Annotated in this window: 19 protein-coding genes and 1 tRNA gene; 16 read left to right on the plus strand and 4 right to left on the minus strand. The window is 64.9% G+C overall.

What is annotated here, in order from left to right; translation table 11 throughout:
• Positions 1-141: 141 nt before the first annotated feature.
• Positions 142-228 (minus strand) — tRNA-Leu (locus tag ACW4DH_RS14135).
• A 242-nt stretch (positions 229-470) separates the two neighbouring features.
• Here ACW4DH_RS14135 and queA point away from each other — a divergent pair.
• From queA to secF, 5 genes are all read left to right on the plus strand, one after another.
• Positions 471-1,502: a tRNA preQ1(34) S-adenosylmethionine ribosyltransferase-isomerase QueA gene (gene queA / locus ACW4DH_RS14140; protein WP_459637040.1), complete on the plus strand. Its 1,032-nt coding sequence runs from the start codon at positions 471-473 to the stop codon at positions 1,500-1,502.
• Between the two features lie 54 nt (positions 1,503-1,556).
• On the plus strand, positions 1,557-2,675 hold the full coding sequence (gene tgt, locus ACW4DH_RS14145) for a tRNA guanosine(34) transglycosylase Tgt (RefSeq protein ID WP_459637041.1): 1,119 nt from the start codon (positions 1,557-1,559) through the stop codon (positions 2,673-2,675).
• A gap of 63 nt (positions 2,676-2,738) precedes the next feature.
• Positions 2,739-3,068 carry a preprotein translocase subunit YajC gene (gene yajC / locus ACW4DH_RS14150; RefSeq protein ID WP_459637042.1) on the plus strand — a complete coding sequence of 110 codons (330 nt, stop codon included), beginning with the start codon at positions 2,739-2,741 and terminating at the stop codon, positions 3,066-3,068.
• Between the two features lie 97 nt (positions 3,069-3,165).
• Positions 3,166-5,013 (plus strand): protein translocase subunit SecD, encoded by a 1,848-nt coding sequence (gene secD, locus ACW4DH_RS14155; RefSeq protein ID WP_459637043.1) that lies wholly within the window; start codon positions 3,166-3,168, stop codon positions 5,011-5,013.
• Between the two features lie 12 nt (positions 5,014-5,025).
• Positions 5,026-5,931 carry a protein translocase subunit SecF gene (gene secF, locus ACW4DH_RS14160; RefSeq protein WP_459637044.1) on the plus strand — a complete coding sequence of 302 codons (906 nt, stop codon included), beginning with the start codon at positions 5,026-5,028 and terminating at the stop codon, positions 5,929-5,931.
• Positions 5,932-6,104: 173 nt separating this feature from the next.
• Here the strand turns inward: secF and ACW4DH_RS14165 are convergent, their stop codons facing one another.
• Entirely contained in the window at positions 6,105-7,562 is a 1,458-nt protein-coding gene (locus ACW4DH_RS14165; protein ID WP_459637045.1) for a sigma-54 interaction domain-containing protein, read from the minus strand.
• A gap of 188 nt (positions 7,563-7,750) precedes the next feature.
• Here ACW4DH_RS14165 and speB point away from each other — a divergent pair, with 188 nt between their 5' ends.
• The 6 genes from speB to ACW4DH_RS14195 all read left to right on the plus strand — a co-directional run bounded on the left by speB (position 7,751) and on the right by ACW4DH_RS14195 (position 15,356).
• On the plus strand, positions 7,751-8,704 hold the full coding sequence (gene speB, locus ACW4DH_RS14170; protein ID WP_459637046.1) for an agmatinase: 954 nt from the start codon (positions 7,751-7,753) through the stop codon (positions 8,702-8,704).
• A gap of 63 nt (positions 8,705-8,767) precedes the next feature.
• A complete protein-coding gene (locus ACW4DH_RS14175) occupies positions 8,768-10,165 on the plus strand; it encodes a YjiH family protein (RefSeq protein WP_459637047.1) in 1,398 nt (465 codons plus the stop codon).
• Positions 10,166-10,173: 8 nt separating this feature from the next.
• Positions 10,174-11,793 carry a 5-guanidino-2-oxopentanoate decarboxylase gene (locus ACW4DH_RS14180; protein WP_459637048.1) on the plus strand — a complete coding sequence of 540 codons (1,620 nt, stop codon included), beginning with the start codon at positions 10,174-10,176 and terminating at the stop codon, positions 11,791-11,793.
• A gap of 55 nt (positions 11,794-11,848) precedes the next feature.
• Complete coding sequence (locus ACW4DH_RS14185) at positions 11,849-13,168, plus strand: purine-cytosine permease family protein (RefSeq protein WP_459637049.1); 1,320 nt, start codon at positions 11,849-11,851, stop codon at positions 13,166-13,168.
• Positions 13,165-13,899 carry an MBL fold metallo-hydrolase gene (locus ACW4DH_RS14190; RefSeq protein WP_459637050.1) on the plus strand — a complete coding sequence of 245 codons (735 nt, stop codon included), beginning with the start codon at positions 13,165-13,167 and terminating at the stop codon, positions 13,897-13,899. The genes ACW4DH_RS14185 and ACW4DH_RS14190 overlap by 4 nt, the downstream gene beginning before the upstream one ends.
• Before the next feature lie 8 nt (positions 13,900-13,907).
• Positions 13,908-15,356, plus strand: a complete 1,449-nt coding sequence (locus ACW4DH_RS14195) for an aldehyde dehydrogenase family protein (protein WP_459637191.1) — start codon at positions 13,908-13,910, stop codon at positions 15,354-15,356.
• 58 nt (positions 15,357-15,414) lie between these two features.
• Here ACW4DH_RS14195 and ACW4DH_RS14200 read toward each other — a convergent pair whose 3' ends face one another.
• The gene (locus ACW4DH_RS14200) at positions 15,415-15,552 is read right to left on the minus strand and encodes an IS3 family transposase (protein ID WP_459637192.1); all 138 of its coding nucleotides are present in this window, start codon (positions 15,550-15,552) and stop codon (positions 15,415-15,417) included.
• On the opposite strand from ACW4DH_RS14200, the gene ACW4DH_RS14205 reads away from it, so the two are divergent.
• Positions 15,487-15,636 carry a hypothetical protein gene (locus ACW4DH_RS14205; protein WP_459637198.1) on the plus strand — a complete coding sequence of 50 codons (150 nt, stop codon included), beginning with the start codon at positions 15,487-15,489 and terminating at the stop codon, positions 15,634-15,636. The two genes, ACW4DH_RS14200 and ACW4DH_RS14205, sit on opposite strands and share 66 nt — an antisense overlap.
• 212 nt (positions 15,637-15,848) lie before the next feature.
• Here the strand turns inward: ACW4DH_RS14205 and ACW4DH_RS14210 are convergent, their stop codons facing one another.
• Positions 15,849-18,020, minus strand: a complete 2,172-nt coding sequence (locus ACW4DH_RS14210; RefSeq protein ID WP_459637051.1) for a PhoX family protein — start codon at positions 18,018-18,020, stop codon at positions 15,849-15,851.
• 332 nt (positions 18,021-18,352) lie between these two features.
• Here ACW4DH_RS14210 and ACW4DH_RS14215 point away from each other — a divergent pair, with 332 nt between their 5' ends.
• Genes ACW4DH_RS14215 through gspE form a run of 4 tightly spaced genes read left to right on the plus strand, consistent with a single transcriptional unit; the run spans position 18,353 to position 24,538 of the window.
• On the plus strand, positions 18,353-20,053 hold the full coding sequence (locus ACW4DH_RS14215) for a bifunctional UDP-sugar hydrolase/5'-nucleotidase (RefSeq protein ID WP_459637052.1): 1,701 nt from the start codon (positions 18,353-18,355) through the stop codon (positions 20,051-20,053).
• Positions 20,050-20,946 carry a type II secretion system protein N gene (locus ACW4DH_RS14220; protein ID WP_459637053.1) on the plus strand — a complete coding sequence of 299 codons (897 nt, stop codon included), beginning with the start codon at positions 20,050-20,052 and terminating at the stop codon, positions 20,944-20,946. The genes ACW4DH_RS14215 and ACW4DH_RS14220 overlap by 4 nt, the downstream gene beginning before the upstream one ends.
• Positions 20,943-23,018, plus strand: coding sequence for a type II secretion system secretin GspD (gspD, locus tag ACW4DH_RS14225; RefSeq protein WP_459637054.1), 2,076 nt, complete (start codon positions 20,943-20,945; stop codon positions 23,016-23,018). Before ACW4DH_RS14220 ends, gspD begins: the two co-directional genes overlap by 4 nt.
• Positions 23,015-24,538 (plus strand): type II secretion system ATPase GspE, encoded by a 1,524-nt coding sequence (gene gspE / locus ACW4DH_RS14230; protein ID WP_459637055.1) that lies wholly within the window; start codon positions 23,015-23,017, stop codon positions 24,536-24,538. The genes gspD and gspE overlap by 4 nt, the downstream gene beginning before the upstream one ends.
• The last annotated feature ends 23 nt before the right edge of the window (positions 24,539-24,561 follow it).

Genomic DNA, 24,561 nt, shown 5'->3' on the forward strand with positions numbered 1-24,561 from the left:
AGCCATGGATATATTCGATCATCGGTGAGATAAATTGGGATATGGTCGCCGAGCCTACCTAAATGCGGCTACCTGGGGCCATGCACTTATAAACGAGTAATACAAGGGGAAGGGAGGACAGCTAAACAGCTGCATCTGAAGTGGTGCCCGGGGTCGGACTCGAACCGACACGCTGTCGCCAGCGGGGGATTTTGAATCCCCTGCGTCTACCAATTTCGCCACCCGGGCAGCGGGATGCATTATACGGAGCCGACACCGTACGTCAATCATTACGCTCTGTTTGTAAACGCGAATGCGAGCCCCGTCCGCTTCTCGATGATTTTGCCTTGGCTGAGCATCGTTCGCCGGTTTTTCTGGCAAAGCTTAAACCCTGACTTCACTTCTTGCCTCGGCTATCATGGGCGGCTTTCGCGGGCCAGGAATCATCCTTGCCTCTTGTCACCTCAGCCAGCCGTACTGATCGAGCCCTCATGCAGCGTGCAGATTTTCATTTTGACCTTCCCGACGAGCTGATCGCCCGCTATCCCAGCGAGCAGCGCAGCGATTGCCGGCTGCTATGCCTGGACGGCGGCAGCGGCGTGATCGAGCACCGGCGTTTCCCCGATCTGCTCGAGCGCCTGACGCCAGGTGATCTAGTGGTATTCAACGATACCCGGGTGATTCCCGCCCGATTGCATGGCTGCAAGGCTAGCGGTGGGCGAGTCGAGATGCTCCTTGAGCGTCCTCTCGATGCCCACCGCGGCCTGGCTCACCTGCGTTCCAGCAAGTCACCCAAGCCCGGCACCGAGCTGATCTTCGAAGGCGAGGTACGCGCGATAGTGGAAGGCCGTCGCGACGCGCTGTTCGAACTGCGCTTTCTCGGCGACACGCCACTGATCGAGCTGCTCGAGCGTCACGGCCACATGCCACTACCGCCGTACATCGAGCGTGAGGACGAACTCGCCGACCGGGAACGTTACCAGACCGTCTACGCACGGCACGATGGCGCCGTGGCCGCACCCACCGCCGGGTTGCACTTCGACGAGCCGCTGATGGCGGCCATGCGCGAGCGAGGCATCGAAACGGCCTTCGTCACCTTGCATGTCGGCGCCGGCACCTTCCAGCCGGTGCGGGTCGATGATATCCAAAACCATCAGATGCATCGCGAGTGGATCGAGGTCAGCGACAGCGTCTGCGAACAGGTGCGTGCCGCCAAGGCACGTGGCAATCGCGTGGTGGCGGTCGGCACCACCAGCGTGCGCTGCCTGGAAACCGCCTCTCAGTCGGGCGAGATCGCGCCCTACCGTGGCGACACCGACATTTTCATCTATCCGGGGTACGAGTGGCGCTGCGTGGATGCGCTAGTGACCAACTTCCATCTGCCCGAGTCGACGTTGCTGATGCTGGTTTGCGCCTTTGCCGGCTATGCGCCGGTCATGCAGGCCTATCGCGAGGCCGTCGAGCAACGCTACGCCTTCTTCAGCTACGGCGATGCGATGCTGCTGACCCGAGCCACGGATTGAAGCCCCAATCTTGAGCGGAACACTTTCGAGAATCCAATGCGCAACGAATGCTTCATGAGTTTCGAACGCTTGGCCAGCGACGGGCGAGCCCGCCGCGGCCGGCTGACCTTCCCGCGCGGCACGGTGGAAACCCCGGCGTTCATGCCGGTGGGCACCTATGGCACCGTCAAGGGCATGACCCCGCAGAGCGTGAAAGATATCGGGGCCGAGATCATCCTCGGCAACACCTTCCATTTGTGGCTGCGTCCGGGCACCGAGGTGATCGAGGCCCACGGCGACCTGCACGACTTCGCCCAATGGGACAAGCCGATCCTCACCGATTCCGGCGGATTCCAGGTCTTCTCGCTGGGCGCGATGCGCAAGATCACCGAGGAGGGCGTGCACTTTCGCTCGCCGGTGGATGGCGCCAAGATATTCATGGGCCCCGAAGAGTCGATGGCGGTACAGCGCTCGCTGGGGTCGGACATCGTGATGATCTTCGACGAGTGCACGCCCTACCCGGCCAGCGAGGACGAAGCGCGTCGCTCGATGGAACTCTCGCTGCGCTGGGCCAAACGTTCGCGTGCCGCTCATGGCGAATCGAAGTCGGCGCTGTTCGGCATCATCCAGGGCGGCATGTATCCCGAGTTGCGCAAGCGCTCGCTGGAAGGGCTCGAGGCGATCGGTTTCGACGGCCTGGCGATTGGCGGCCTGTCGGTGGGCGAGCCCAAGGAAGAGATGATCAAGGTTCTCGACTATCTGCCAACCTGGATGCCGGAAGACAAACCGCGCTATCTCATGGGCGTGGGCAAACCCGAAGATCTGGTCGAGGGCGTACGCCGTGGCATCGACATGTTCGACTGCGTGATGCCGACCCGCAACGCACGCAACGGTCATCTATTCACTGCCGAGGGCACGGTCAAGATTCGCAACGCCAAGCACCGCTTTGATACCCGCCCGCTGGAAGAAGGCTGCGACTGCCATACTTGCCAGCATTTCTCGCGGGCCTATCTGCACCACCTCGACCGGTGTGGCGAAATGCTCGGCGCCATGCTCAACACTATCCACAATCTGCGCTATTACCAGCGTGTCATGGCTGGTTTGCGCGGCGCCATCGAAGCGGGTACATTGGCCCACTTCGTAGACCAATTCTACGCCCAGCGCGAACTTGCAGTCCCCGCGTTGGCAGATTGAATTTCCGGCCGGGCGCCCAAGACGCCCGGCCCTGCACCTTCCCAACCCTTCGGAGAGACACCTATGCTGGAATTCTTCATTTCCGCGGCACAAGCGCAGGAAGCCCCTGCCGCGGGTGGCGGTATCGCCCAGATTGTCATGCTGGTCGGCTTCGTGCTGATCTTCTATTTCCTGCTGTGGCGTCCGCAATCCAAGCGTGCCAAGGAACACAAGAAGTTGATCAACGGACTCTCCAAGGGCGATGAAATCGTCATTGGCGGTGGTCTACTGGGCCGCGTCACCAAGGTCGGCGAAGACTTCATCAGCATGGAGATCGCCGAAGGCACCGAAGTGAGTGTCCAGAAGAGCGCCGTGGCGGCCGTCCTTCCCAAGGGCACCCTGAAGTCCATCTGAGACTTCTTACCGCTGTCGGCCGGGAAGTCAGGGGACATCAACCTGTCGCGCCTGGCCGGCGGCGCTTTTCTGCGTCAGCAACAAGGACAGGGCTTCCATGCTCAACCGTTATCCCCTGTGGAAGTATCTGCTGATACTCGTCGTACTGGTGGTGGGCCTGCTCTATGCCCTGCCCAACCTTTACCCGGAAGACCCGGCCGTGCAGATCAGCGGCAGTGGCGGCACGGAACTCGACGAGCGTCAGCTAGAACGCGCCACCCAGGCACTGGAAAATGCTGGCATCGCCGTCAAGCGGGCCGAACTCGATGCTCGCAGTGCGCTGATCCGCCTGCAAGATGCCGATCAGCAACTCCCCGCACGCGACATCATCGACGAGACACTCGGCGATGACTATACCGTGGCGTTGAATCTTGCCGACTCGACACCCGCATGGCTCGAAAGCCTGTCGGCGACCCCCATGAAACTGGGCCTCGACCTGCGCGGCGGCGTACATTTCCTGCTCGAAGTCGATATGCAGGCGGCCGTCAAGCAACGCCTCGAAGTCAATGCCAGCGCCATTCGCGAGACCCTGCGTGACGAACGCATCCGCTATCGCGACACTCAGGTCGATGGCAACACCCTGACCATGGCCTTCGTCAACGAGGAAGACCGCAATCAGGCCCGTAGCCTGATCGCACAGAACTTTCCCGATTTCCAGTTCGACAATCTCGACACCGCTCGCGGGGCCGGCCTGGGCATGACCCTCTCGGAACAGGCCATCGCCGAGATTCAGGATTACGCGATCAACCAGAACCTGACCACGATCCGTAACCGCGTCAATGAGCTCGGCGTCTCCGAGCCGCTGGTTCAGCGCCAGGGGCCCAGCCGCATCGTCGTCGAGCTGCCGGGGGTACAGGATACCGCAGAGGCCAAGCGCATCGTTGGCGCCACCGCCAACCTGGAGTTCCGTCTCGAGGCCCGACCCGACACACCGGCCAGCGAAACCGAGAGCTTCAGCTTCCGCAATAACGAAGCACGCAGCGCCGAACTGATGCGCGACGTGATCATCACCGGCGACAGCGTCTCCAGTGCCAGCGTCAGCTTCGACGAGAGCGGCCGCCCTCAGGTCAACATCAACCTCGACGGCACCGGCGGCACCCTGATGAACCGCGCCACGCGCTCGAACATCGGTCGCAACATGGCGGTGCTGTTCATCGAGCACAAGACCCGCACCCGCACGGTGATGGAGGACGGCGAGCGCGTCGAACAGCGCATTCCCTACACCGAGCGCGGCCTGATTAGCCTGGCCACCATTCAGAGCGCCCTGGGCAACAGCTTCCGCATCACCGGGCTCGACTCGCCCACCGAAGCGCGCGAGCTCGCCCTGCTGCTGCGGTCCGGTTCTCTGGCGGCTCCCATCTACTTCGTGCAGGAGCGCACCATCGGCCCCAGCCTGGGTGCCAAGAACATCAAGCAAGGCGTCATGTCGGTCGAGGTCGGCCTGTTGTTGGTGGTGCTGTTCATGTTGATCCGCTACAAGACGTTCGGCCTGATCGCCAACGTCGCTCTGGGGGTCAACCTGATCCTGCTGATTGCGGCCATGTCGATGCTCGGCGCCACACTGACATTGCCGGGCATTGCCGGAATCGTACTCACGCTGGGCATGGCGGTGGACGCCAACGTGCTGATCTTCGAGCGCATCCGTGAGGAACTGCGCGCCAAGATGCCCGTGCAGCAGGCGATCCATGCCGGCTATGAGCGAGCCTTCACTTCGATCGTCGACGCCAATATTACCACCCTGCTGGTCGCCGTGATCCTGTTCTCGATCGGCACCGGGCCGGTCAAGGGCTTTGCCGTGACTCTGTCGCTGGGCATCCTGACGTCGATGTTCACTGGCATCATGGTGTCGCGCGCTATCGTCAACCTCTTCTTCGGCGGCAAGCCGGTGAAGAAACTCTGGATCTGAGGAGTCAGCGCGATGCGACAATTCGATTTCATGGGCAAGCGCCGTCTCGCCTTCATCGTGTCAATCATCCTGACGGTGATCGCGGTGGGCTCGCTGGCAGTGCAGAAACTCAACCTGGGCCTCGATTTCACCGGCGGCACGCTGGTCGAGGTGCGTTACCAAAGCGCACCTGCACTCGACACGGTACGCGGTCAGCTGCAGGACGCCGGTTTCGAGAACGTCTCGGTGCAGACCTTCGGTGCCGCCAACGAAGTGCTGGTACGACTGCAGCAGGAGTTCGACACCACCGTGGGCGAGCAGGTCATCGACACGCTGCGCACGGACGCCAACCCGGTGGAGCTGATTCGCGCCGAGTTCGTCGGTGCCCAGGTCGGCGATCAATTGCGTGACCAGAGCGGTCTCGGCATGTTGCTGGCGCTGGCGGTAGTGATGGTTTACGTGGCCTTTCGCTTCCAGTACAAGTTCGCGCTGGGCGCGCTGATCGCGCTGGGCCACGACGTGGTTCTCGTGTTGGGCGCCTTCTCGCTGTTCCGGCTCGACTTCGACCTGACCGTGCTGGCGGCGATCCTGGCGGTGATCGGCTATTCACTCAACGATACCATCATCGTCTACGACCGCATCCGCGAGAACATTCGCAAATCGCGTATCGATGACATGGCTCAGATCTTCAACGACGCCATCAACCAGACCCTGGCACGTACGCTAGCCACTTCGGGCACCACCCTGCTGGTGCTGCTGGCGCTGTTCTTCCTCGGTGGCGACATGATCCACAACTTCTCCATCGCCCTGATTCTCGGCGTGATTGCGGGGACGTTCTCGTCGGTCTACGTGGCAGCGGCACTACTGCTGGTGATCAAGCTCGACCGTCAGGACCTGATTCCGGCCAAGAAGGAGGATCCGGAAGAGGAATTGCCTTAGCGGGAACAACATCGCCGTTTAGTTTGCCGCCCCTGACGAGCATGATCAATAATCTCGCCAGTGGGCGGTGCTCTACTTGATCGACGCCCAGCGCGATCAGTGCCGCTCATGGCAACGCGAAAGCGACCGCGCTCGCTCCGAGCGTATGCATGCAGCATGCTTCACCTGAATACTCAACATCGAGACGAATGTAACGGCACACTCCCGACTCGAGGCTCACTGTCTCTTGCATCGGCCGTGATACGCAGACCGTGCTTGCGCAGTTTGCGTACCACGCTGGGCTGGCTGATACCTAGCCGCGCGGCCAACGCGTAAGTACTCGACAACTCGCGGCACAGCCCGGCGAGAATTCCGCGTTCGGTCGCGTCGAGTGCTTCCCGTAGCGTCTGGCTCTCGTCGAGCCCCGCCGTGGCATTAGCGGACGGGGTGCCCGCCGGCTCGAGCGACGTTCCGCCGCTGGATGCGCCGGGCGCGCCGATCACTTCACCGGGGCTGGCCAGCCAGGTGCGCTCCATCCAGTTTTCCAGCTCGCGCACATTGCCCGGCCAGTCGCGGCTCATCAGCTCGGGCCATACGCTGGGATGCAGCACCTTGGGCTGGCCATAACGCTGATTGAGCCGTTCGAGCTGCAGATCCACCAGCCCGGGAATGTCCTCGCGGCGCTCGCGCAATGGCGGCAGGGTCAACGGAATAACGTTGAGTCGATAGTAGAGATCGAGACGAAAATGGCCGCTCTCGACACGCGCCGCGAGATCCTGGTTGGAGGCCACTACCAAGCGGAAGTCGACCCGCCGCGAGCGGGTGTCGCCGAGCCGGGTAACCTCGCCATCCTGAATCACCTTGAGCAGCTTGCTCTGCATCGCCAGCGGCAGTTCGCCGATCTCGTCGAGAAATAGCGTGCCGCCATCGGCGCGCTCCAGGACACCGGCCTTGCCCTGGCGACCCGCACCGCTGAAGGCCCCGGGCTGGTAGCCGAACATCTCGGATTCGAACAGCGCCTCGGGGATCGCCGCACAATTGACGTCAATGAACGGCCCCTCGCGGCGCGCGCTCCAGCGATGCAACTGGCGGGCGAAGGCGGTCTTGCCGACGCCCGACTCGCCGAGCATCAGCACCGTAGCGTCGCTGGGCGCGACCCGCTTGATCAGCAGCGCCGCCTCGCGCATCACCCCGCTGCGCACTTCCAGGCTGTCGAGTTCGAGATCCTCGTCCAGCGGCGACATCCCGCCGCGCTTCAAATGTTCGCTGAAGCGCCGCTGCAGCAGTGCATATTCGTCCTGCAGCAATTGCAGATCGGTCAGATCCATCGAGCGCGAGACGATGCGCACCAGCACGCCGTCGAGAAACACCGGATGCGCCTCGGCGATCACGCGCCGGCCGGTGCCGGTATGCTGCATCACCTGCGCCGGCTGGCGCGTACGCATCACTTCCTGGGTCACCGAGGGTGACAGCACGCCGCGCTCGACCAACTGCTGGACGGTGCTCGCACATAGCGCTTCGCGGCCCATGCCATAAACCGCCGCACTGCCGGGGCTGACATCGCAAATCCGGCCATCGGCGTCGACGATGAAGAAGTGATCGTGGGCGGTCTCGATGATGGTCTTGAGTACCGCGCTATCGATTTCGCTCATGCGGTTGCCATATCTCTGCGATTCAATTTTGCATCGATGATACATAAACGAATCAACACCAACCATGATCGATTCATTAATGAATCAGAGCGAGGACTCAGCCTGTCAACCGTGCCGACGGCTGACTGGCACGGTTCCTGCACTGTCTATTGAGTGAGCAATAACAACGCCCGTTCTCAGGAGACAGCATGGACAAGCCGAACCTCAACCAGCCATTGGGTGGAAACGAAATGCCGCGCTTCGGCGGCCCCGCCACCATGATGCGCCTACCGACCCAGACCACCGCCGCCGGCCTGGACGCCGCCTTCATCGGCATTCCCATGGACATCGGTACCTCCAACCGCCCGGGCACCCGGCTCGGCCCGCGCCAGATCCGCGACGAATCACGCATGCTACGCCCCTACAACATGGCTACCCGCGCCGCGCCGTTCGACAGCCTGCAGGTGGCCGACATCGGCGACGTGCCGATCAACACCTTCAACCTGCCCAAGAACCTCGACATCATCAGCGGCTACTACGACGAGGTACTCGCCCAGGGTTGCGTGCCGCTGACGCTGGGCGGCGATCATACCCTGACTTGGCCGATCCTGCGCGCCATGGCCAACAAGCACGGCCCGGTGGGGCTGATTCATATCGACGCCCATGCCGACGTCAATGAGCACATGTTCGGCGAGGAAGTCGCTCATGGCTGCCCGTTCCGCCGCGCCCAGGAGGAGGGCCTGCTCGACAGCCAGCGGGTGGTGCAGATCGGCCTGCGCGGTACCGGCTACGCCGCCGACGATTTCGATTGGTGCCGCGACCAGGGCTTTCGCGTGGTGCCCGCCGAGCAGTGCTGGTACCAGTCGCTGGCACCGCTGATGGCCGAGGTGCGCGAGCAGATGGGTGACGGTCCGGTATACATCTCGTTCGACATCGATGGCCTTGACCCTTCGGTGGCGCCGGGCACGGGCACCGTCGAGATGGGCGGGCTTACCGCTCAGCAGGGGCTCGAGATCGTCCGCGGCGCCTGGGGCCTGAACGTGGTCGGTGGCGACCTGGTCGAGGTCTCGCCGCCCTACGACACCAGCGGCAACACCGCACTGATGGGCGCCACCCTGCTTTACGAAATGCTGTGCATCCTGCCGGGCGTCACGCGCCGCTAAATTGCTTCATCGACGCCGGTCGTGGCCGACCGGCGTGATTGACAACAATAATGGGTAAACCTCATGTCCTCGACTCTGAACAAGGCCGCCGGCCGTGACGATAACCACGACAGTAATGGCGAACGACTCAGTCGTCGCGCCCTGATCAAGTTCCTGATCCCCTCGCTGATCGGGATCGCCATGTTCCTGATCCCGTTCTCCACCGGCGACAGCATCAACATCGGCATGGGCCTGCTCGCCGATGGCCTCAAGGCGCTGCTCGGCGGCGCGCTGCCGGCGATCGCCGTGGTCGTGCTGTGTCTGTCGGTGATCCTGACCGCGCTGGTCAAGCTGACCCGGCCGGGCTGGGCCCGCGACGGCGCGGCCAACGAGCTGTTCGACGTCGCCCCGCTGTGGTTCGGCATGCGCATCCTGGGCGCCGTGTTCGCGCTGATGACCTACTTCCAGATCGGTCCGACCTTTGTCATCGCCGATTTCACCGGCGGCGTGATGCTCAATGATCTGGCACCGGTGCTGCTGACATTCTTCTTCTTCGCCGCCCTGCTGCTGCCGTTCCTGGTCGACTTCGGCTTCATGGAGTTCATCGGCAGCCTGGTGCGCAAGCCGTTCCGGTTGATCTTCGGCCTGCCCGGACGCAGCGCCATCGACGCCACCGCCTCGTGGATGGGCTCCGGCACGGTGGGCGTGCTGATCACCACCCAGCAGTACGAGCAGGGCTACTACAACCGGCGCGAGGCCTCGGTGATCGCCACTAACTTCTCGATCGTGTCGATCGCCTTCGCGCTGCTGGTGACCACTTTCATCGGCATCAATCATCTGTTCGTGGAGTTCTACCTGACCGTGGTGGTCGCCGGGCTGATCGCCGCCATCGTGGTGCCGCGCCTGCCGCCGCTGTCGCGTAAGCCGGATACTTACTACGAGCCGGTGGGCTGCCGACTCAAGGAAGAAAACACCCACCGGGTGGGCGTGCTGCGCTTCAGTCTCGGGCAGGCCGTGGCACGTGCCGAGACCGCCCCCGGCCCGCGCGCCCTGGCGCGCAGCGCGATGCTCAACGTCGCCGACATCTTCCTCGGCCTGCTGCCGCTGGTTATCGCGATCGGCACCGTGGCACTGATCTTCGCCGAGTTCACGCCGCTGTTCACCTGGCTCTCCTACCCGATGGTGCCGGTGCTCGAATGGCTGCGCATTCCCGAGGCCCAGGCCGCCGCTCCGGCGACCCTGGTGGGCTTCGCCGACATGTTTCTGCCGGCGGTGCTGGCCAAGGACATCGACAGCGAGCTGACGCGCTTCGTGATCGCCTGCTTGTCGCTGACCCAGCTGATCTACATGTCGGAAATCGGCGCACTGCTGCTGAAATCCAAGATCCCGCTCAAGCTCTGGGAGCTGGTAGCGATCTTCCTGCTGCGCACGGCGATCACCCTGCCGATCATCGCCTTCATCGCACACACCTTCGTCTTTTGAGGCTGCTCATGACCTGCGCCGAACTGCTGATCCGCCTGCTGCGCGAACGCTACGCCGTCGATACCGTGTTCGGCATCCCCGGCGTGCATACCGTCGAGTTGTATCGCGGCCTCGAAGGACAGGCGATCCGCCACGTCACCCCGCGCCACGAACAGGGCGCCGGGTTCATGGCCGACGGCTACGCCCGCGCCAGCGGCAAGCCTGGCATCTGCCTGATCATCACCGGCCCGGGGATGACCAACATCGCCACCGCCATGGGCCAGGCGCTGGCCGACTCGGTGCCGATGCTGGTGATCTCCAGCGTCAACCGCCGCGACACCCTGGGTCGCGGCCAGGGTCGGCTGCACGAACTGCCCAGCCAGCAGCAGACGCTGGCCGGGGTGGCGCGCTTCAGCCATACCCTGCTCGACCCTTACGCGCTGCCCGAAGTGCTGGCCCGCGCCTTCGCGGTGTTCTCCTCGGCGCGGCCCGGGCCGGTACACATCGAGATCCCCATCGACCTGTTCGCCGCGTCGGTCGCGCCACCCGCACAGTGGCCCGGCGCACGGCTGTATCGCCCCGCGCCCGATCCCGCCGGACTGGCCGAGGCCGCCGGCTGGCTGCGTACCGCCGAGCGCCCGCTGGTGCTGCTCGGCGGCGGCTGCGTCGACGCCGCCGAGGCCGCCCGGCAACTCGTCGAGCGCCTCGATGCGCCGTGCACCACCACCATCAACGCCAAGGGTCTGTTGGGCCGCGATCACCCCCTGGACCTGGGCGCCAACACCGCGCTGCCGGCGGTGCGCGAGCTCGCCCGCGAGGCGGACGTGATCCTCGCCGTGGGCACCGAGCTCGGCGAGACCGATTATGACGTGGTCTTCGACGACGGCTTCGAACTGACCGGGCGGCTGATCCGCATCGACATCGACGCCGAGCAGCTGGTGCGCAACCAGGCCACCGCGCTGGGTTTGGTCGGCGATGCCGGCCGGGCGCTGGAATTGCTGCTCGCGCACTTCCCTACACCGCTGGCGCGCAACGGCGCACAGCGCAACGGCGCCCGACGCGTACAGCAGGCCCACGAGGCACTGGCGCTGGAAAGCGATCCGGCCTTCGCGAGCTTCGTGCCGCTGTTCGCCACGCTGCGTGAGGCCCTGCCCGAGGCGCTGCTGGTCGGCGATTCCACCGCGCCGGTCTACGCCGCCAATCATTTGGTCTCGCAGCCCGCGCCGCGGCGCTTCTTCAACGCCTCGACCGGCTACGGCACGCTCGGCTACGGCCTGCCGGCAGCGCTCGGCGCGGCGCTGGCCAAACCCGAACTGCCGGTGGTCGCGCTGGTCGGCGACGGCGGCGTGATGTTCACGCTCTCCGAGCTGGCCACCGCGGTGGAGGAGCGCCTGCCGGTAGTCGTGCTGCTGTGGCACAACGCCGGCTACGAGGAGATCCGCCGCTACATGGATGCCCACGACGTCGCCCGCCTGGGGGTGGATCTGCAGGCGCCCGACTTCCAGCAGTTGGCCGGCGGTTTCGGTTGCGCGGCGACCCGCGTCGACAGCCCCGACGCACTGGCCGCGGCGCTGGCCAACCGGCCGAGCGACGGACCCTATTTGGTTGAGATCGATGCCTTCGCCTGGCAGGCAGCGCTGGGTCACTGAGTCTTTCTTTCACAAGCAAGACAATAATCACGAAATCATCAAGGGCATAACAACAATGGGACATTCTAAGACGACGACCTTCGGCCAGGATACGCTCGACGCAGTCAGCGGCGAGCGCAGCCTGGGCTTTCCCGGCACCTTCGCGCTATGGCTGGGTGCCAACGTGGTGGTCACCACCATCCTTACCGGCATGCTGCTGGTGCCGAGCCTGGATTTCCTGCATGCCATGACTCTGGTGCTGCTGGGATCGGCGATCGGTATCATTCCGCTGGTGTTGATCGGCGCCATGGGTCAGCAGACCGGGCTGACCACCATGGTGCTGGCGCGGGGCACCTTCGGTCGCGTCGGCGCCGGCTTCCCGGCCATCGTCAACCTGCTGGCGCTGATCGCCTGGAGCTGGATCCAGGCGCTGCTGGCCGGCATGAGCCTCGACTACGCGGTAGACAGCCTCACCGGCTATTCCAACGTGGCGATGTTCACGGTGCTCTGCGAAGGCTTGGTGGTGCTGATCGCGCTGCGCGGTCATCTGGGCATCGAGACCGCCGAGAAGTTGGCGGCGGTACTGATGTTGCTCCTTTCGGGCGTGGTGGTGTTCGCGCTGACATCCAATTACGACCTGCCGAGTATCGTCGAAATGGAAGCGCGCGGAGGGCTGGGGGCCGGCGTGGCCTTCGACATCATCATTGCTACCGCCTTTTCGTGGATTCCACTGGCTGCCGACTATAATCGCCATTGCAAGAGCCTGCGCGCCGCGGTCACCGGCACCTGGAGCGGCTATGTAGTCGCCACGCTGGTCGCCATGGGCCTGGGCGCCAGCGTCTCGGCGCTATCGGTGGCGATCGGCTTCCCGCAGACCTACGACCCCACCCAGCTGCTCAGCGGCTTCGGTTTCGGCCTGCCGGCGGCGCTGGTGATCTTCTTCTCGGTACTGACCACCAACGTGATGTGCGTCTACAGCGCCACGCTCTCCTACATGAGCGTGCGGCCGCACACGTCCTTCTGGAAGCCAGCGCTGGTGATCGGCGTCATCAGCGTACTGGGTTCATTGATTCCCGGCATCCTCGACCAGTTCCAGACCTTCCTGCTGATCATCGGCAGCGTGTTCATCCCGGCATTCTCGCTGATGATTGTCGACTACTACCTGCTGGGCCGCGGGCGCTACAGCGCCACTCGGCTACTCGGCGATGCCGGGGCGTTGCCCGCCATCAATCCGGTGGCCTTCGCCTGCTACCTGGCCGGTGCCGCGCTAGCCTACTACTGGAACTGGGTCGCGCCGCTGGACTTCGGCGCCTCGCTGCCGGTGTTCGTGCTCACCGGAGCGATCTACTATGTCGCCAGCCTGGGACTGAGCCGCATGGGACACGCCACGACATGAGTCTTGTACGCATGAATGCCGAGCAGTGGTATCGCACCACGCCGCATGCCGACGTCATCACGTTGATCGACGAACCGGCGATCAAGCCCTTCTACCGCTGCAACATCTGGCACGTGCGCGGCCGGGATCGCGACCTGATGGTGGATTTCGGCCTCGGCGCGGTGCCCCTGCGCCGCCACGTGCCGCTCGTCGCCGAGCGCGACCTGGTGGCCGTCGCCAGCCACACCCACTTCGACCATATCGGCGCCGCGCATGAGTTTGAGTGCTGCCACGTGCATGCCGCCGAGGCTGACATCCTGGCCAGCCCCGACAATACACGCACCCTGGCCGATGCCTTTCTTGGCGAGGCGATGTTCGACGCCCTGCCGCCCGCGCCGTTCGAATACCACAGCTATCGCATCGCCCCACCGCAGCGCATCGCTGCGCTCGAGGACGGCGATTGCTTCGATCTCGGCGACCGGCGTTTCGAGGTCATCCATACGCCCGGGCATTCGCCCGGTGGCATCGCGCTCTGGGAAGCGGCCAGCGCCACGCTGATCGCCGGCGACATCATCTACGATGGACCGCTGATCGAGGATCTCTGGCACAGCGATCTCGACGACTACGCCGCCAGCCTGCGGCGGCTACGCCAACTTCCCGTACGTACCGTGCACGGCGGGCACTTCCCGAGCTTCTCGGGGCCCCACCTGCATGCGCTGATCGATACCTGGCTGCGCAACCACGACCTGTGAGGACTTGCATGCAACAACTCGACAAGCAGTTCATCGACAACCGTTGGGTGGCCTCGCACGGCAGCCGCCGTCTGGCGGTGGTCGACCCGTACAACGAACAGACCATTGCCGAGGTGACCGCCGGCGACAGCGCCGACGTCGACGCCGCCGTCGCCGCGGCGCGTCGGGCGCTGCCCGCCTGGCGGGCGCTGTCGGGTACCGAGCGCGCCGGTTACCTGGACGGCTTCGCCGAGGCCCTGACCCGGCGCCGCGAGGAACTCGTGCGGCTGTCGTCGACCAACAACGGCAAGGCGCTGACCGAAGCGGGCATCGATCTCGACGACGCCATCGACTGCTACCGCTATTACGCCGGCCAGGCACGCGCGCTCGATGCCCGCCAGGGCCAGCCGGTGGCGCTGGAAATGGACGGTGTCGAGGCCACCTGTTACTTCGACCCGGTGGGCGTGGTCGGGCTGATCACGCCGTGGAACTTCCCGCTGGTGACCAGCGCCTGGAAGCTCGCCCCGGCGCTGGCCGCCGGCTGCACGGTAGTCTTCAAACCCTCGGAGATCACCCCGCTGCCCGAACAGGCGCTGGCCGAGATCGCCGAGGAGATCGGCCTGCCCGCCGGCATATTCAACCTGGTGCATGGCGACGGCGAGGGCGTCGGCGCGCCGCTCAGCGCCCATCGCGGTATCGACAAGCTCTCCTTCACCGGCAGCAACCGGGTCGGCGAGGCGGTGATGCGCGCCGTTGCCGAGGGCAGCCGCGGCATCTCGCTGGAGCTCGGCGGCAAGTCGCCGATCCTGGTGATGGACGACGCCGATGTCGGCGAGGCCGCCGACTACGTGATGGCCGGGTTGTACTTCAACGCCGGCCAGATCTGCTCGGCGACCTCGCGGCTACTGGTCCACAAGTCGATCGCCGAGCCGCTCTATCAGGCGCTGGCCGAACGCATCGACGCACTGGTACTCGGCGACCCGCTGGACGCCGCGACGACTCAGGGCCCCATGGCCAGCGCCCGCCAGCGCGATGCGGTGCGCAATTACCTGGCGATCGCCGCCGAGGAGGGCCTGAGCGCGGTGCGCGACGCCAACCATCGTGCCCTGCCCGAACAGGGCTATTTCATCGCCCCGACGCTGTATCGCGATGTACCCACCGAGAGTCGGCTGTGGCGCGAGGAGATCTTCGGCCCGGTGCTCTGCGCGCGCAGCGTCGCCGACGAGGCCGAGGCCATCGAACTGGCCAACGACAGCGAATTCGGCCTCGCCGCCACGGTGGTCAGCGGCGACGCCGAACGCGCCCGGCGCATCGGGCGGCAGCTACAGGCCGGCAATGTATGGTTCAACAGCGAGCAACTGGTACCGCCGCAGGCCGCCTGGGGCGGCTACAAGCGCAGCGGCATCGGCCGCGAGCTGGGGCCCTGGGGGCTGGCCAGCTATCAGGAGGTCAAGCACTTGATCGGGCCTGCGGGCTAATCGCCGGGCATAAAAAAACCCGCTTATTTGAACTGACTCCAATGAGTGGACGGTTCATTCAGCCCGCGCTCAAGGCCTGAGTCCTGTACTGTCCGGGACTCAGGCTTTTTAGTTTCCCCCTGAGGCACTCATGGTTGTAGTTATGGATGTAATGGTCGGGGCCTTGCTGCAGTTCAATGGTATCGAACCTGTCCAGATGGGAATGCTTGGCTTTCAGGATGCCAAAGAAGCTCTCCATCGCGGCATGGCCCAGGCAGTTGTCTTGCGTGACACGCCGTAGGAGGAGATATTCTAGGCAATGCTGGCGAGCCACCTCCCCTGGGCTGTTGCTCTCGGCAAATACTACTGCACCACCAGCCGCTTGAACCTCTCATCGTATGGCTTCCTCATAGAAACACCCCGAAGGCTGGAGGCTGTCCAACCTTTGGGGTGCAGTTCATTGGGCAGGGGCTTCTTGGGCTTCAGGACATCGCGCTAGCGGCGCCCGTCGGGTTACACGCCAATCTGACCGCCATCGGCCTTCTGAATGACTACCGTGGAGGCACGCGGACGCACGTCGCCGCTGGTTTCGACGGTGGCATCCTGCACGGAAGCGTCCGGGTTGGCCGGCCAATTGCCGGGATGCTGAATATTGATGAACAGCGCAGTCTTGTCCGGCGTGGCGAAGATCCCGGTGACCTCGCAGCCGTTCGGCCCCACCGCGAAGCGCTTGAGCTGCGCCTGATCGCTGGGGTCGATAACCGCTGCGTCACCCTCGCTCAAGCTCACCGAGCTGGGAACCACGGCCAGGAGCTGATCATTGGTGTAGTCGGCCACCGCATTGCCGCTGTTGTCGGTCTCGATCCACAGAATGCCCTGGCCATCGCCTCGGTCGTCGTACCACAGACCGTCGGGACTGGCGAACTGATTGAGCTCGGTCAGGCCGGACAGATTGTCGGTGGCGGATGCGGCGGCACCGAAGACGAACACCTCCCATTCGAACGACGTGGCGCTGGCACTGCCCTCGCGCCAGCGGATGACCTGGCCCCCCTCGTTGTCGGGACGCGGGTTGGGGCCATTGACCGGCGCGGTTGAGTAGCCCACGCCCAGCGCCTCGATGCTGCTGCCGTCCTCGGTGAAGGACGGCTGCGTGCCCTCGGCGGTACGGTCGGAGTTGTTGGTCAGCGTCATGTAGACGTCACCGGAGACGGGATCCACGGTCCCCCACTCGGGACGGTCCATGGGCGTCGCGCCCATCAGATCGGCAGCATCGCAGGTGTGAATGATCACCCCGGCCTGATCGCCTGCCGCCAGACTCAGCGCCTGGGTCAGGGTCCGGCCATCGGGCGTCTGGGCGTCGGGGGTCAGCGGCAGCCACTCACCGCTGCCGTCGGCATTGAACTTGGCCACGTACAGCGTGCCCTCGTCCATGTACTTGGCACCGATGGCCAGACGGTCGTAGTTGCCGCCGGCACGGTTGGCATCACTCGGATCCCAGGTCGCGGCGGAAACGAACTTGTAGATATATTCGTTGCGTGAGTCGTGACCGGAATAGAACACCACCGGCTCGCCCTCGACCAGCTTGCCTGGCCAGCAGCCCTCGTGACGAAAACGCCCCAGAGCGGTACGCTTGACGGCACGGGTGTTGGTATAGGGATCGATCTCGACGATGTAGCCGAAGGTGCGGGGCTCGTTGCGGTAATCGTCGCTGGCGCTGGCGCCTGTCGGGGTGTTGTTGAAGCGCGCGAATTCGCCATTGACTTCGCTGGCATCGCCCGCCGCCGTTTCCCAGCCGTAGCGTCCCCGTCCTTCCTCGATGCCCAGGCGGTTGTCATCGATGGTACGCCCGGCATCCTTGACGAAGTACCCCGGCCAGTTCTCCTCACAGGTCAGATAGGTGCCCCAGGGCGTGTAGCCGCTGGCGCAGTTGTTGTTGGTGCCGCGCGTCAGGGTACCGTCAGGCGAATAGGCGGTCACCACATACTCACTGGCGCGAACGGGACCTGCCAGCTCCATCTCGGTGGCGCTGGTGTAGCGGCGGTTGTAGGGCGAATTGGGGACATGCGTCCAGGTACCGTCGGCCTGTTTCTGCACGCGCACCACGGTGACACCATGGGCATTGATCTCGGTGCGCACCTCGTCGGCAGGACGACTGCCCTGACTGGCGTTGGTCGGGCCGCCCTGCGGCGCCCATAGCGCTTTCTGGTCGATGTATTCGTTGTTCAGGACCAGCAGGAAGTCCGTCGAGGCATTCGCCTCGTCCAACGGAAAGTGGTACATGCCGTCATGGTGCATGCCGACGCTGTTGGCCTGGAACTCGGGAGTGACGGCCAGGTTCTCGTTCCAGTCGGCGGCCATGTTGTTGAGCGGCGTGCCCCAGGGGACCAGCACCTGCGCCGTGTAACCTTCCGGCACCACGATGGCATCGGTACGCGAGCCGCGCACGGCTTCGAAGGCCAGCGCCAGCGGGGTCTTCTCCGGTGTATCGCCGACGTTTCCGGATCCGCCATCCTTATCGTTGTCACTGCAACCGCTCAGCCCGAAGCCGCCCAGGACGGTCAGCGCCGCGAGACCCAAGCCGCCCTGCATGATGTGACGACGCGAGACATACTTGTCGAGAACGGAAGAAAAGGGCTCGTTGCCACTGCCGTTCAGGATGCGATGATCTTCTATTTCCTTGCTCATGGTTCCCTCGGTATGTGCCGGTTGAAGTAACGGTCGAATAACGGATCAGCTAGCCGAGGCAAACATTAGGGGCGATAAATGACAGCTTTATTAACGAATTAATTTATCCAAGCCGCTTCGTTGCCATCACGAAACCGTCACATTCCGGTCACTAAAATGCCCCCCCAGTGTCATCGATGCTCGGCAGGCCCGCTTAAGCCACAGCGCCTCGATCGACATCACAAGGCCACGACAGGCATGACAAGACAACGGTAACAGGGGCAACCGACGGTATGGCGTGGTGCACTTCCCGACGCAAACTTCCGACACATTCAGCCGCCGCGGGCAAGGTGTTGTCCCCTGCCCGCCGTCGTGCCCTGCAGCTCACGGGGTTGGGCATGCTGGCACCCTGGTTCGTCGGATGCGCCGCTACGCCTGGCGGCTTCGGTCCACGCCCCCAAGCCGACTCGTCCCGGGTCGAACTGCTCTATTATGCCGACACCCTGGACACGCGTGACCCCGCCTACCCCGTGGTGCCCGCCACTCGCCTGGGTCCGGCGCAGTCCCTGGGACAAGCGCCTTGGGCGACCGCCGCCAGCGTCACAGCACTGACCGGCCCACTGGACACCGCCACTCAAGCCCTGACCGACCCGCAGCTGGCCACCCGGCAACGCTTCGGCGGCTATGCCGTGCTGGCCTCGTGCCTGACGGGCCTGCGCGAGTCGCTTGGCGCGTCAAACACCTTGACGCTGGAAAATGGCCAGTGCTGGAACGGCAGCGGCATGGCGTATCTCACCCAGGGACGTGCCGGCGTGGCCGGCAGTCACCTGCTGGGCGCCGAGGCGCGGGTGAGCAGTGACGAGCGGGTCATCTGGCCACCGGCGTGCGCCGCCCTCTATCGCGAGTTCGCCGCGCCGGTGCTCGGCTCACTGAGCGAGACGCAGAACCCATCCGGCAGCGTCGAGCCGATCGCGTACTTCGAGCGTGGCGGTGCGCGTGTCGCCGTGGTCGGCATCACCGATCCCTACGCGCATGACGAGACGCGTGCGCTGGACACTTGGTACGCCGCCGCCGCCGAACAGGTCGGTCAGGCCCGCGAACAGGCCGACCTGGTGGTGGTCCTCGCCGATGTCGGTACCGGGGCGGGCCTGTGGCTGGCCGAGCGCCTGAACGGTGCCGATGTGCTGCTGTGCGCACGGGGCCAGGACTTCTGGCCACAACTGATTCCGGTGATGCAGAGCGATGGGCGGAGGCTGCCGGTCTGCCTGCCTGGAGCCCGCGGCGTAGGGGTATTCCAGCTGAGCTGCACGGTACGCAGCGGGCAGTGGCAGATCGAGGCCCACTTCCATCCCGCCCTGAGGGAGACGTTGAGTGCACCGGCACGCCAGCAGGCCGTTCAATTGCAACGGCAGCTCGACGCGGCGCGCGCGCCCTATGCCGACTGGCTCGACCGGCCGCTGGCCGTGGCACCGGACTGGTTATGGCGCCGTGACGTAGTCGGCGGCAGTTGGGATGGCCTGATCAGCGCGGCATTGCGGCAGGGCGGTCCGGATCAGCCGATCCCGGACCAGAACACCTCGATGCCGACACTGTCGACGGGGCTGCGCTACGACGTGATCGTCGCGCCGGGCGAGCCGATTACCCGCGACCATCTGATTGCGCTGAGTGGCGGCCATGCCGCACCGGTCTTTGCGCTCGACACCACCAGCGACGACATTCAGGCGCTGCTCGAGCGCGCCAGCGACCAATGCTTCGGTCAGCCGTTGCTGCTCGACACTGCTCAGGATCTGCCCAGGCTCGATGGCGTCGCCTGGCGCTGCCGCTACAGCGCCGAGACCGGCCAGCGCATCTCCTTGTCCGAGACCGGCGAGAGCCGGCTGATGACCTGGAGTATTCGCCCCGACGCCCCCGCCGGTGAGCCGCTCTGGCAACGTATGGAACGCTACCTGAGCGGACGGGACGCACACTGGACCCTGCCGCCGCGTCCCGAAGCTTCGCTAAGCTTCGTCGACGGCCACCCCGGCTGGCACCCCGAGGCCCGTCTCGGCTCATGAACACGCTACGCGCCCTGTTCACGACCACTCTACGGCTGAATCCGATAGGGCACTGGCTGGCCTGGTGCCTGTTGGCCTGGCTGAGTGCCCGTGTGATCGCCGACGGTGCCAGCCTGGCCTGGCGTCTGGGCACCCCCTCGTCATCTGAGTCACCGGCCTACGCCCCGCCTCCCGCCGCATTGCCGGTCACGGGCAACACGCTATGGCAGAGGGATCTTCCCGCTCAGGGGCCAGCGCTACCGTTGACCCGCCTGCCACTGACCATCGTCGGCGTGGCGCGCGGCATGCCTCTGAACCGTTCGGTGCTCATCCTCGGTACGCCAAAAGGCCAGCAGGTCGTGACGCTGGGCGAGCGCATCGACGATCAGGTGCGCCTCGTCGATATCACCTCCGAGGGTTTGATTCTCGATAACCGAGGGCGCCAGGAGCGCCTGCCATGGCCGCACACCCAGCCTGCCGACGGCGCGCCCGTCGTCGCCGTCGAGTCGCAGCCGCCAGCCGTCCCGACATCTTCGTCCCGAGTCGGCGAAGCCGGCGCTCCCCCCCAACCGGTAGCTTGGCCCGGTCAGGCCTTCACGGCCCGCTTCGGCGAGGACTATCGACAGTCGCTGTTCCATGACCCCACGCCGCTGTTGCGCTATTTCCAGGCGGCTCCGGTGCTCGAGGGCCAGCAGCTCAGGGGATATCGCTTGCGCCCCGGCACCGATCCCTCATTGTTCGAGGCCCTGCCGCTGGAGAGCGGCGACGTGCTTACGGCTATCGAAGGGCACACCATTCGCGAAGACGACGCCCTCACCCTGTTTCAGGAGCACCTGCTCCAGGCCCGTTCGTTACACGTCCAGTTGCAGCGCGACGGACATCCGATCACGTTGAAAGTGGAGTTTTCCTCATGAAGTTCCGGCACACGTTCGTCGCCTTCCTGCTTACGGCGACCGTTTCGTCGGCGCTCGCCCAGACGATCGACTCTACGGCCAACGAGAGCGCCGCGCCGCGCTACGAGATCGATTACAACGATGTCAGCCTGCAAGAGTTCATCGATAGTGTCGGGCGCATCACCGGCAAGCATTTCATCGTCGATCCCCGGGTGCGCGGCAACATCAGCCTGGAAAGCCAGCGCAGCCTGAGCGCCGACGAACTCTATCGCGTGTTCCAGAACCAGCTGCAGATCAACGGCTACGCCACGATCGAGCTCGATGACGATCAGGTACGCATCGTGCCCGATCAGGTGGCCCGCAGCCAGCCGCTGCCACTGGGTAGTGAAACCGACAACGGCAACGTCATGGCCACCCAGGTGATCGAGACCCAGCACCTCGATGCCGCGACCCTGGCCAGCATTCTTCAACCTCTGGTCGACTCTCGCGTCGGCACGATCACCCCCTACCCGGACAGCAACATGGTTGTCGTCACCGACTGGCGCGACAACCTGCAACGCCTGACCCGCCTGGCCACGCTGCTCGACGGCAACCGCGACACCGGTGCCGAGGTGATATCGCTCGACTTTGCCGATGCCGAGGAACTGGCCGAAACCGTTGACAGCGCCATCCAGGGCAAGGGTAGCGATACCCGGGTGATCGCCGCGCCGCGCGCCAATGCCCTGGTGATCTTCGGCAGCCAGCGTGACCGCCAGCGCGCCCGGCGCCTGATTGCCGCCCTCGACAAGCCCAGCGAGCATCAGAGCACCAACACTCGGGTCATCTATCTCAATCACGCCAGCGCCGAAACCGTGGTCGAGGTACTGCGTAACCTGCGCGACGGGGGCGGCTATGTCTCCAGCATCGAAGCGACCGACACCGACGCCCGCAATGTCCTGGGCATGCCGGTGGGCGACGAGAGCGTCTCGTCAGGTAACGGAGACACTGCGCTGGGCAGTGGCGGCATCACCCGCACCCGGCGCATGACGTCAAGCGACAACGTGGCCTTTGCGGTACACCCCTCCACCAACGCCCTGGTGCTGACCGGCCCGTCCTCGCAGTTGGATGCCTATCAGAGCATCATCGAGCGTCTCGACATACGTCGTGCCCAGGTCGCCGTCGAGGCGATCATCGCCGAGATCACCGAATCGCGGGCGCGCGAGCTTGGCGTGCAATGGCTGTTTGCCGACACCGGCGGCAGCGGCACCTTCCCCGTCGGCGGCGTCAACTATTCCACCTCGTCGTCGGCGGGCATCAACCAGCTCGCCGCGGCCGTGGCCGCCGACGACACCAGCGCGCTGGGGGCCTTGCTGGGCAGCCTCAACGGGGTCACGCTGGGCGTCGGCCGTCTCAGCGACAGCGGCGTCAGCTTCGCGGCGCTGCTCAACGCCCTGCGCAGCGACTCCGACACCAATCTGCTATCCACGCCGTCGCTGACCACCCTGGACAATGCCGAGGCCTACATCCTGGTCGGCCAGGAAGTGCCTTTCGTGACCGGCTCGACCACCGTCGACAACGCCAACCCCTACCAGACCATCCAGCGCGAGGATGTCGGCATCAGTCTGCATATCCGCCCCTCCATCAGCGCCGACAATACCATCCGCATGGAGATCACCCAGGAGGTCTCGTCGATCGCCGACAACGTCGCCGCCAGCGATGTGGTCACCAACAAGCGCGAGATCGAGACCACCGTGCTCGCCCAGGACGGCGGCATCATCGTGCTGGGCGGCCTGATCAGCAACCAGAGCAGCGATACCCGCCAGCAGGTGCCGCTACTTGGCGACATCCCCCTGCTTGGCAACCTGTTCCGCTACTCGAGCCGCTCCAACGAGAAACAGAACCTGATGGTGTTCATCCGCGCCCGCGTGCTGCGCGATGCCCAGTCCCTCAATGCCGCCACGGCGGAGAAGTACCGTTTCATGCGGGCCCAGCAACTGCTCAACGACTTCGATACCGACCAGACCCTGCCGGAGCTGGACGTTCAAGGCGCCAGCCTGTCCCTGAACGGTCTCTATCCGTCGGCCCGCGACCGGCTGGGAGCCCTGGCACCATGAACGCACCGCTGGAAAGTCTCCAGGCGGCGTCACCGGTCCCGGAGCTGAGGGACCCTACCAGCGAGAAGCTGTTGCCCTATCGTCTGGCGAGGCGTGCCGGGGCCGCCATCGAATGGCGCGACGCGGGCTATCACCTGCTGTGTCGCGAGGACGTGGATATCGTCACCCTGCAGGAGATCCAGCGCGTGCATGGCGATCCGCTGAGCTGCGAGTGGCTCGGCGACGACGCCTTCGACAGTCGCCTCGGGCGTCTCTACGATGCCAGCCGCGCCAGCACCGAAGCCCTGATGGAGGGGCTCGCCGAGCACGTCGATCTCGATCATCTGCTGCAGGAACTGCCGCGCACCGAGGACCTGCTCGACGCCGAGAACGAAGCCCCGGTCATTCGTCTGATCAACGGCATCTTCTCCGAGGCCCTGCGTCTGGAGGCGTCGGATATTCACGTCGAGCCCTTCGAGCATGAGCTGGTGGTGCGGCTACGTGTGGACGGGGCGCTGCGCGTCGCGCTGCGCCCGCCGCGCGTGCTGGCGCCGATGCTGATCTCGCGCATCAAGGTCATGGCCAAGCTCGACATCGCCGAGAAACGCCAGCCCCAGGACGGGCGCATCACCGTGCGCACCGCCGGGCGCCATGTGGACATTCGCGTCTCGACGCTGCCCGGCATTCATGGCGAACGCGTGGTCATGCGTCTGCTCGACAAGCAGGCCTCGATGCTCGACCTGAGCGCCATCGGCATGCCCGAGCGCATGCTGGAGGCCTACCGGGCAACGCTGGCCCGGCCCAACGGCATCCTGCTCAACACCGGCCCCACCGGCTCGGGCAAGACCACCACGCTCTATGCCAGCCTGGCCCATCTCAACGACAGCCAGCGCAACATCCTCACCGTCGAGGATCCGGTGGAATACGCGATTCCCGGAATCGGCCAGACGCCGGTCAACCCGCACGCCGGGCTGACCTTCGCCCGCGGGTTGCGCGCCATCCTGCGCCAGGATCCCGACGTGATCATGATCGGCGAGATCCGCGACGTGGAAACCGCGGCGATCGCCGTCCAGGCCAGTCTCACCGGCCATCTGGTGCTCTCCACCCTGCACACCAACAGCGCTCTGGGCGCCGTGACCCGCCTGCGCGACATGGGCATCGAACCGTTCCTGCTGGCCACCAGCCTCAAGGGCGTGATGGCCCAGCGCCTTGTCCGGCGCCTCTGCCCGGCCTGTCGGCGCTGGCGAGAAATCACCGCGACCGACATGGGACGACTCAGCGGCCTGCATACGCTCGAGCGCATCGCCGAGCCGGTCGGCTGCGAGGCGTGCGACCACACCGGGTTTCGTGGCCGCCTGGGACTCTACGAGTTCATCGCCATCGACGACACCCTGGCGAGCATGATCCATGACGGCGCCGCCGAGTCGGACATGGCCCGGCATGCCTTCGCCATGCACATGACGCTGGTGCAGTGCGCCGCAAATCGCCTGCAGGCGGGGGACACCAGCGTCGACGAGGTACTACGGGCGATCCATCAGTGAACGACCGAAAACTGCAACATGCT

Source organism: Halomonas sp. WWR20, from assembly GCF_054602495.1.

Bases quoted from the DNA above. Each gene is read 5' to 3' on its own strand.
- queA (WP_459637040.1), top strand. From the start codon at position 471: ATGCAGCGTGCAGATTTTCATTTTGACCTTCCCGACGAGCTGATCGCC.
- tgt (WP_459637041.1), top strand. From the start codon at position 1,557: ATGAGTTTCGAACGCTTGGCCAGCGACGGGCGAGCCCGCCGCGGCCGG.
- yajC (WP_459637042.1), top strand. From the start codon at position 2,739: ATGCTGGAATTCTTCATTTCCGCGGCACAAGCGCAGGAAGCCCCTGCC.
- secD (WP_459637043.1), top strand. From the start codon at position 3,166: ATGCTCAACCGTTATCCCCTGTGGAAGTATCTGCTGATACTCGTCGTA.
- secF (WP_459637044.1), top strand. From the start codon at position 5,026: ATGCGACAATTCGATTTCATGGGCAAGCGCCGTCTCGCCTTCATCGTG.
- ACW4DH_RS14165 (WP_459637045.1), bottom strand. From the start codon at position 7,562: ATGAGCGAAATCGATAGCGCGGTACTCAAGACCATCATCGAGACCGCC.
- speB (WP_459637046.1), top strand. From the start codon at position 7,751: ATGGACAAGCCGAACCTCAACCAGCCATTGGGTGGAAACGAAATGCCG.
- ACW4DH_RS14175 (WP_459637047.1), top strand. From the start codon at position 8,768: ATGTCCTCGACTCTGAACAAGGCCGCCGGCCGTGACGATAACCACGAC.
- ACW4DH_RS14180 (WP_459637048.1), top strand. From the start codon at position 10,174: ATGACCTGCGCCGAACTGCTGATCCGCCTGCTGCGCGAACGCTACGCC.
- ACW4DH_RS14185 (WP_459637049.1), top strand. From the start codon at position 11,849: ATGGGACATTCTAAGACGACGACCTTCGGCCAGGATACGCTCGACGCA.
- ACW4DH_RS14190 (WP_459637050.1), top strand. From the start codon at position 13,165: ATGAGTCTTGTACGCATGAATGCCGAGCAGTGGTATCGCACCACGCCG.
- ACW4DH_RS14195 (WP_459637191.1), top strand. From the start codon at position 13,908: ATGCAACAACTCGACAAGCAGTTCATCGACAACCGTTGGGTGGCCTCG.
- ACW4DH_RS14205 (WP_459637198.1), top strand. From the start codon at position 15,487: ATGGTTGTAGTTATGGATGTAATGGTCGGGGCCTTGCTGCAGTTCAAT.
- ACW4DH_RS14210 (WP_459637051.1), bottom strand. From the start codon at position 18,020: ATGAGCAAGGAAATAGAAGATCATCGCATCCTGAACGGCAGTGGCAAC.
- ACW4DH_RS14220 (WP_459637053.1), top strand. From the start codon at position 20,050: ATGAACACGCTACGCGCCCTGTTCACGACCACTCTACGGCTGAATCCG.
- gspD (WP_459637054.1), top strand. From the start codon at position 20,943: ATGAAGTTCCGGCACACGTTCGTCGCCTTCCTGCTTACGGCGACCGTT.
- gspE (WP_459637055.1), top strand. From the start codon at position 23,015: ATGAACGCACCGCTGGAAAGTCTCCAGGCGGCGTCACCGGTCCCGGAG.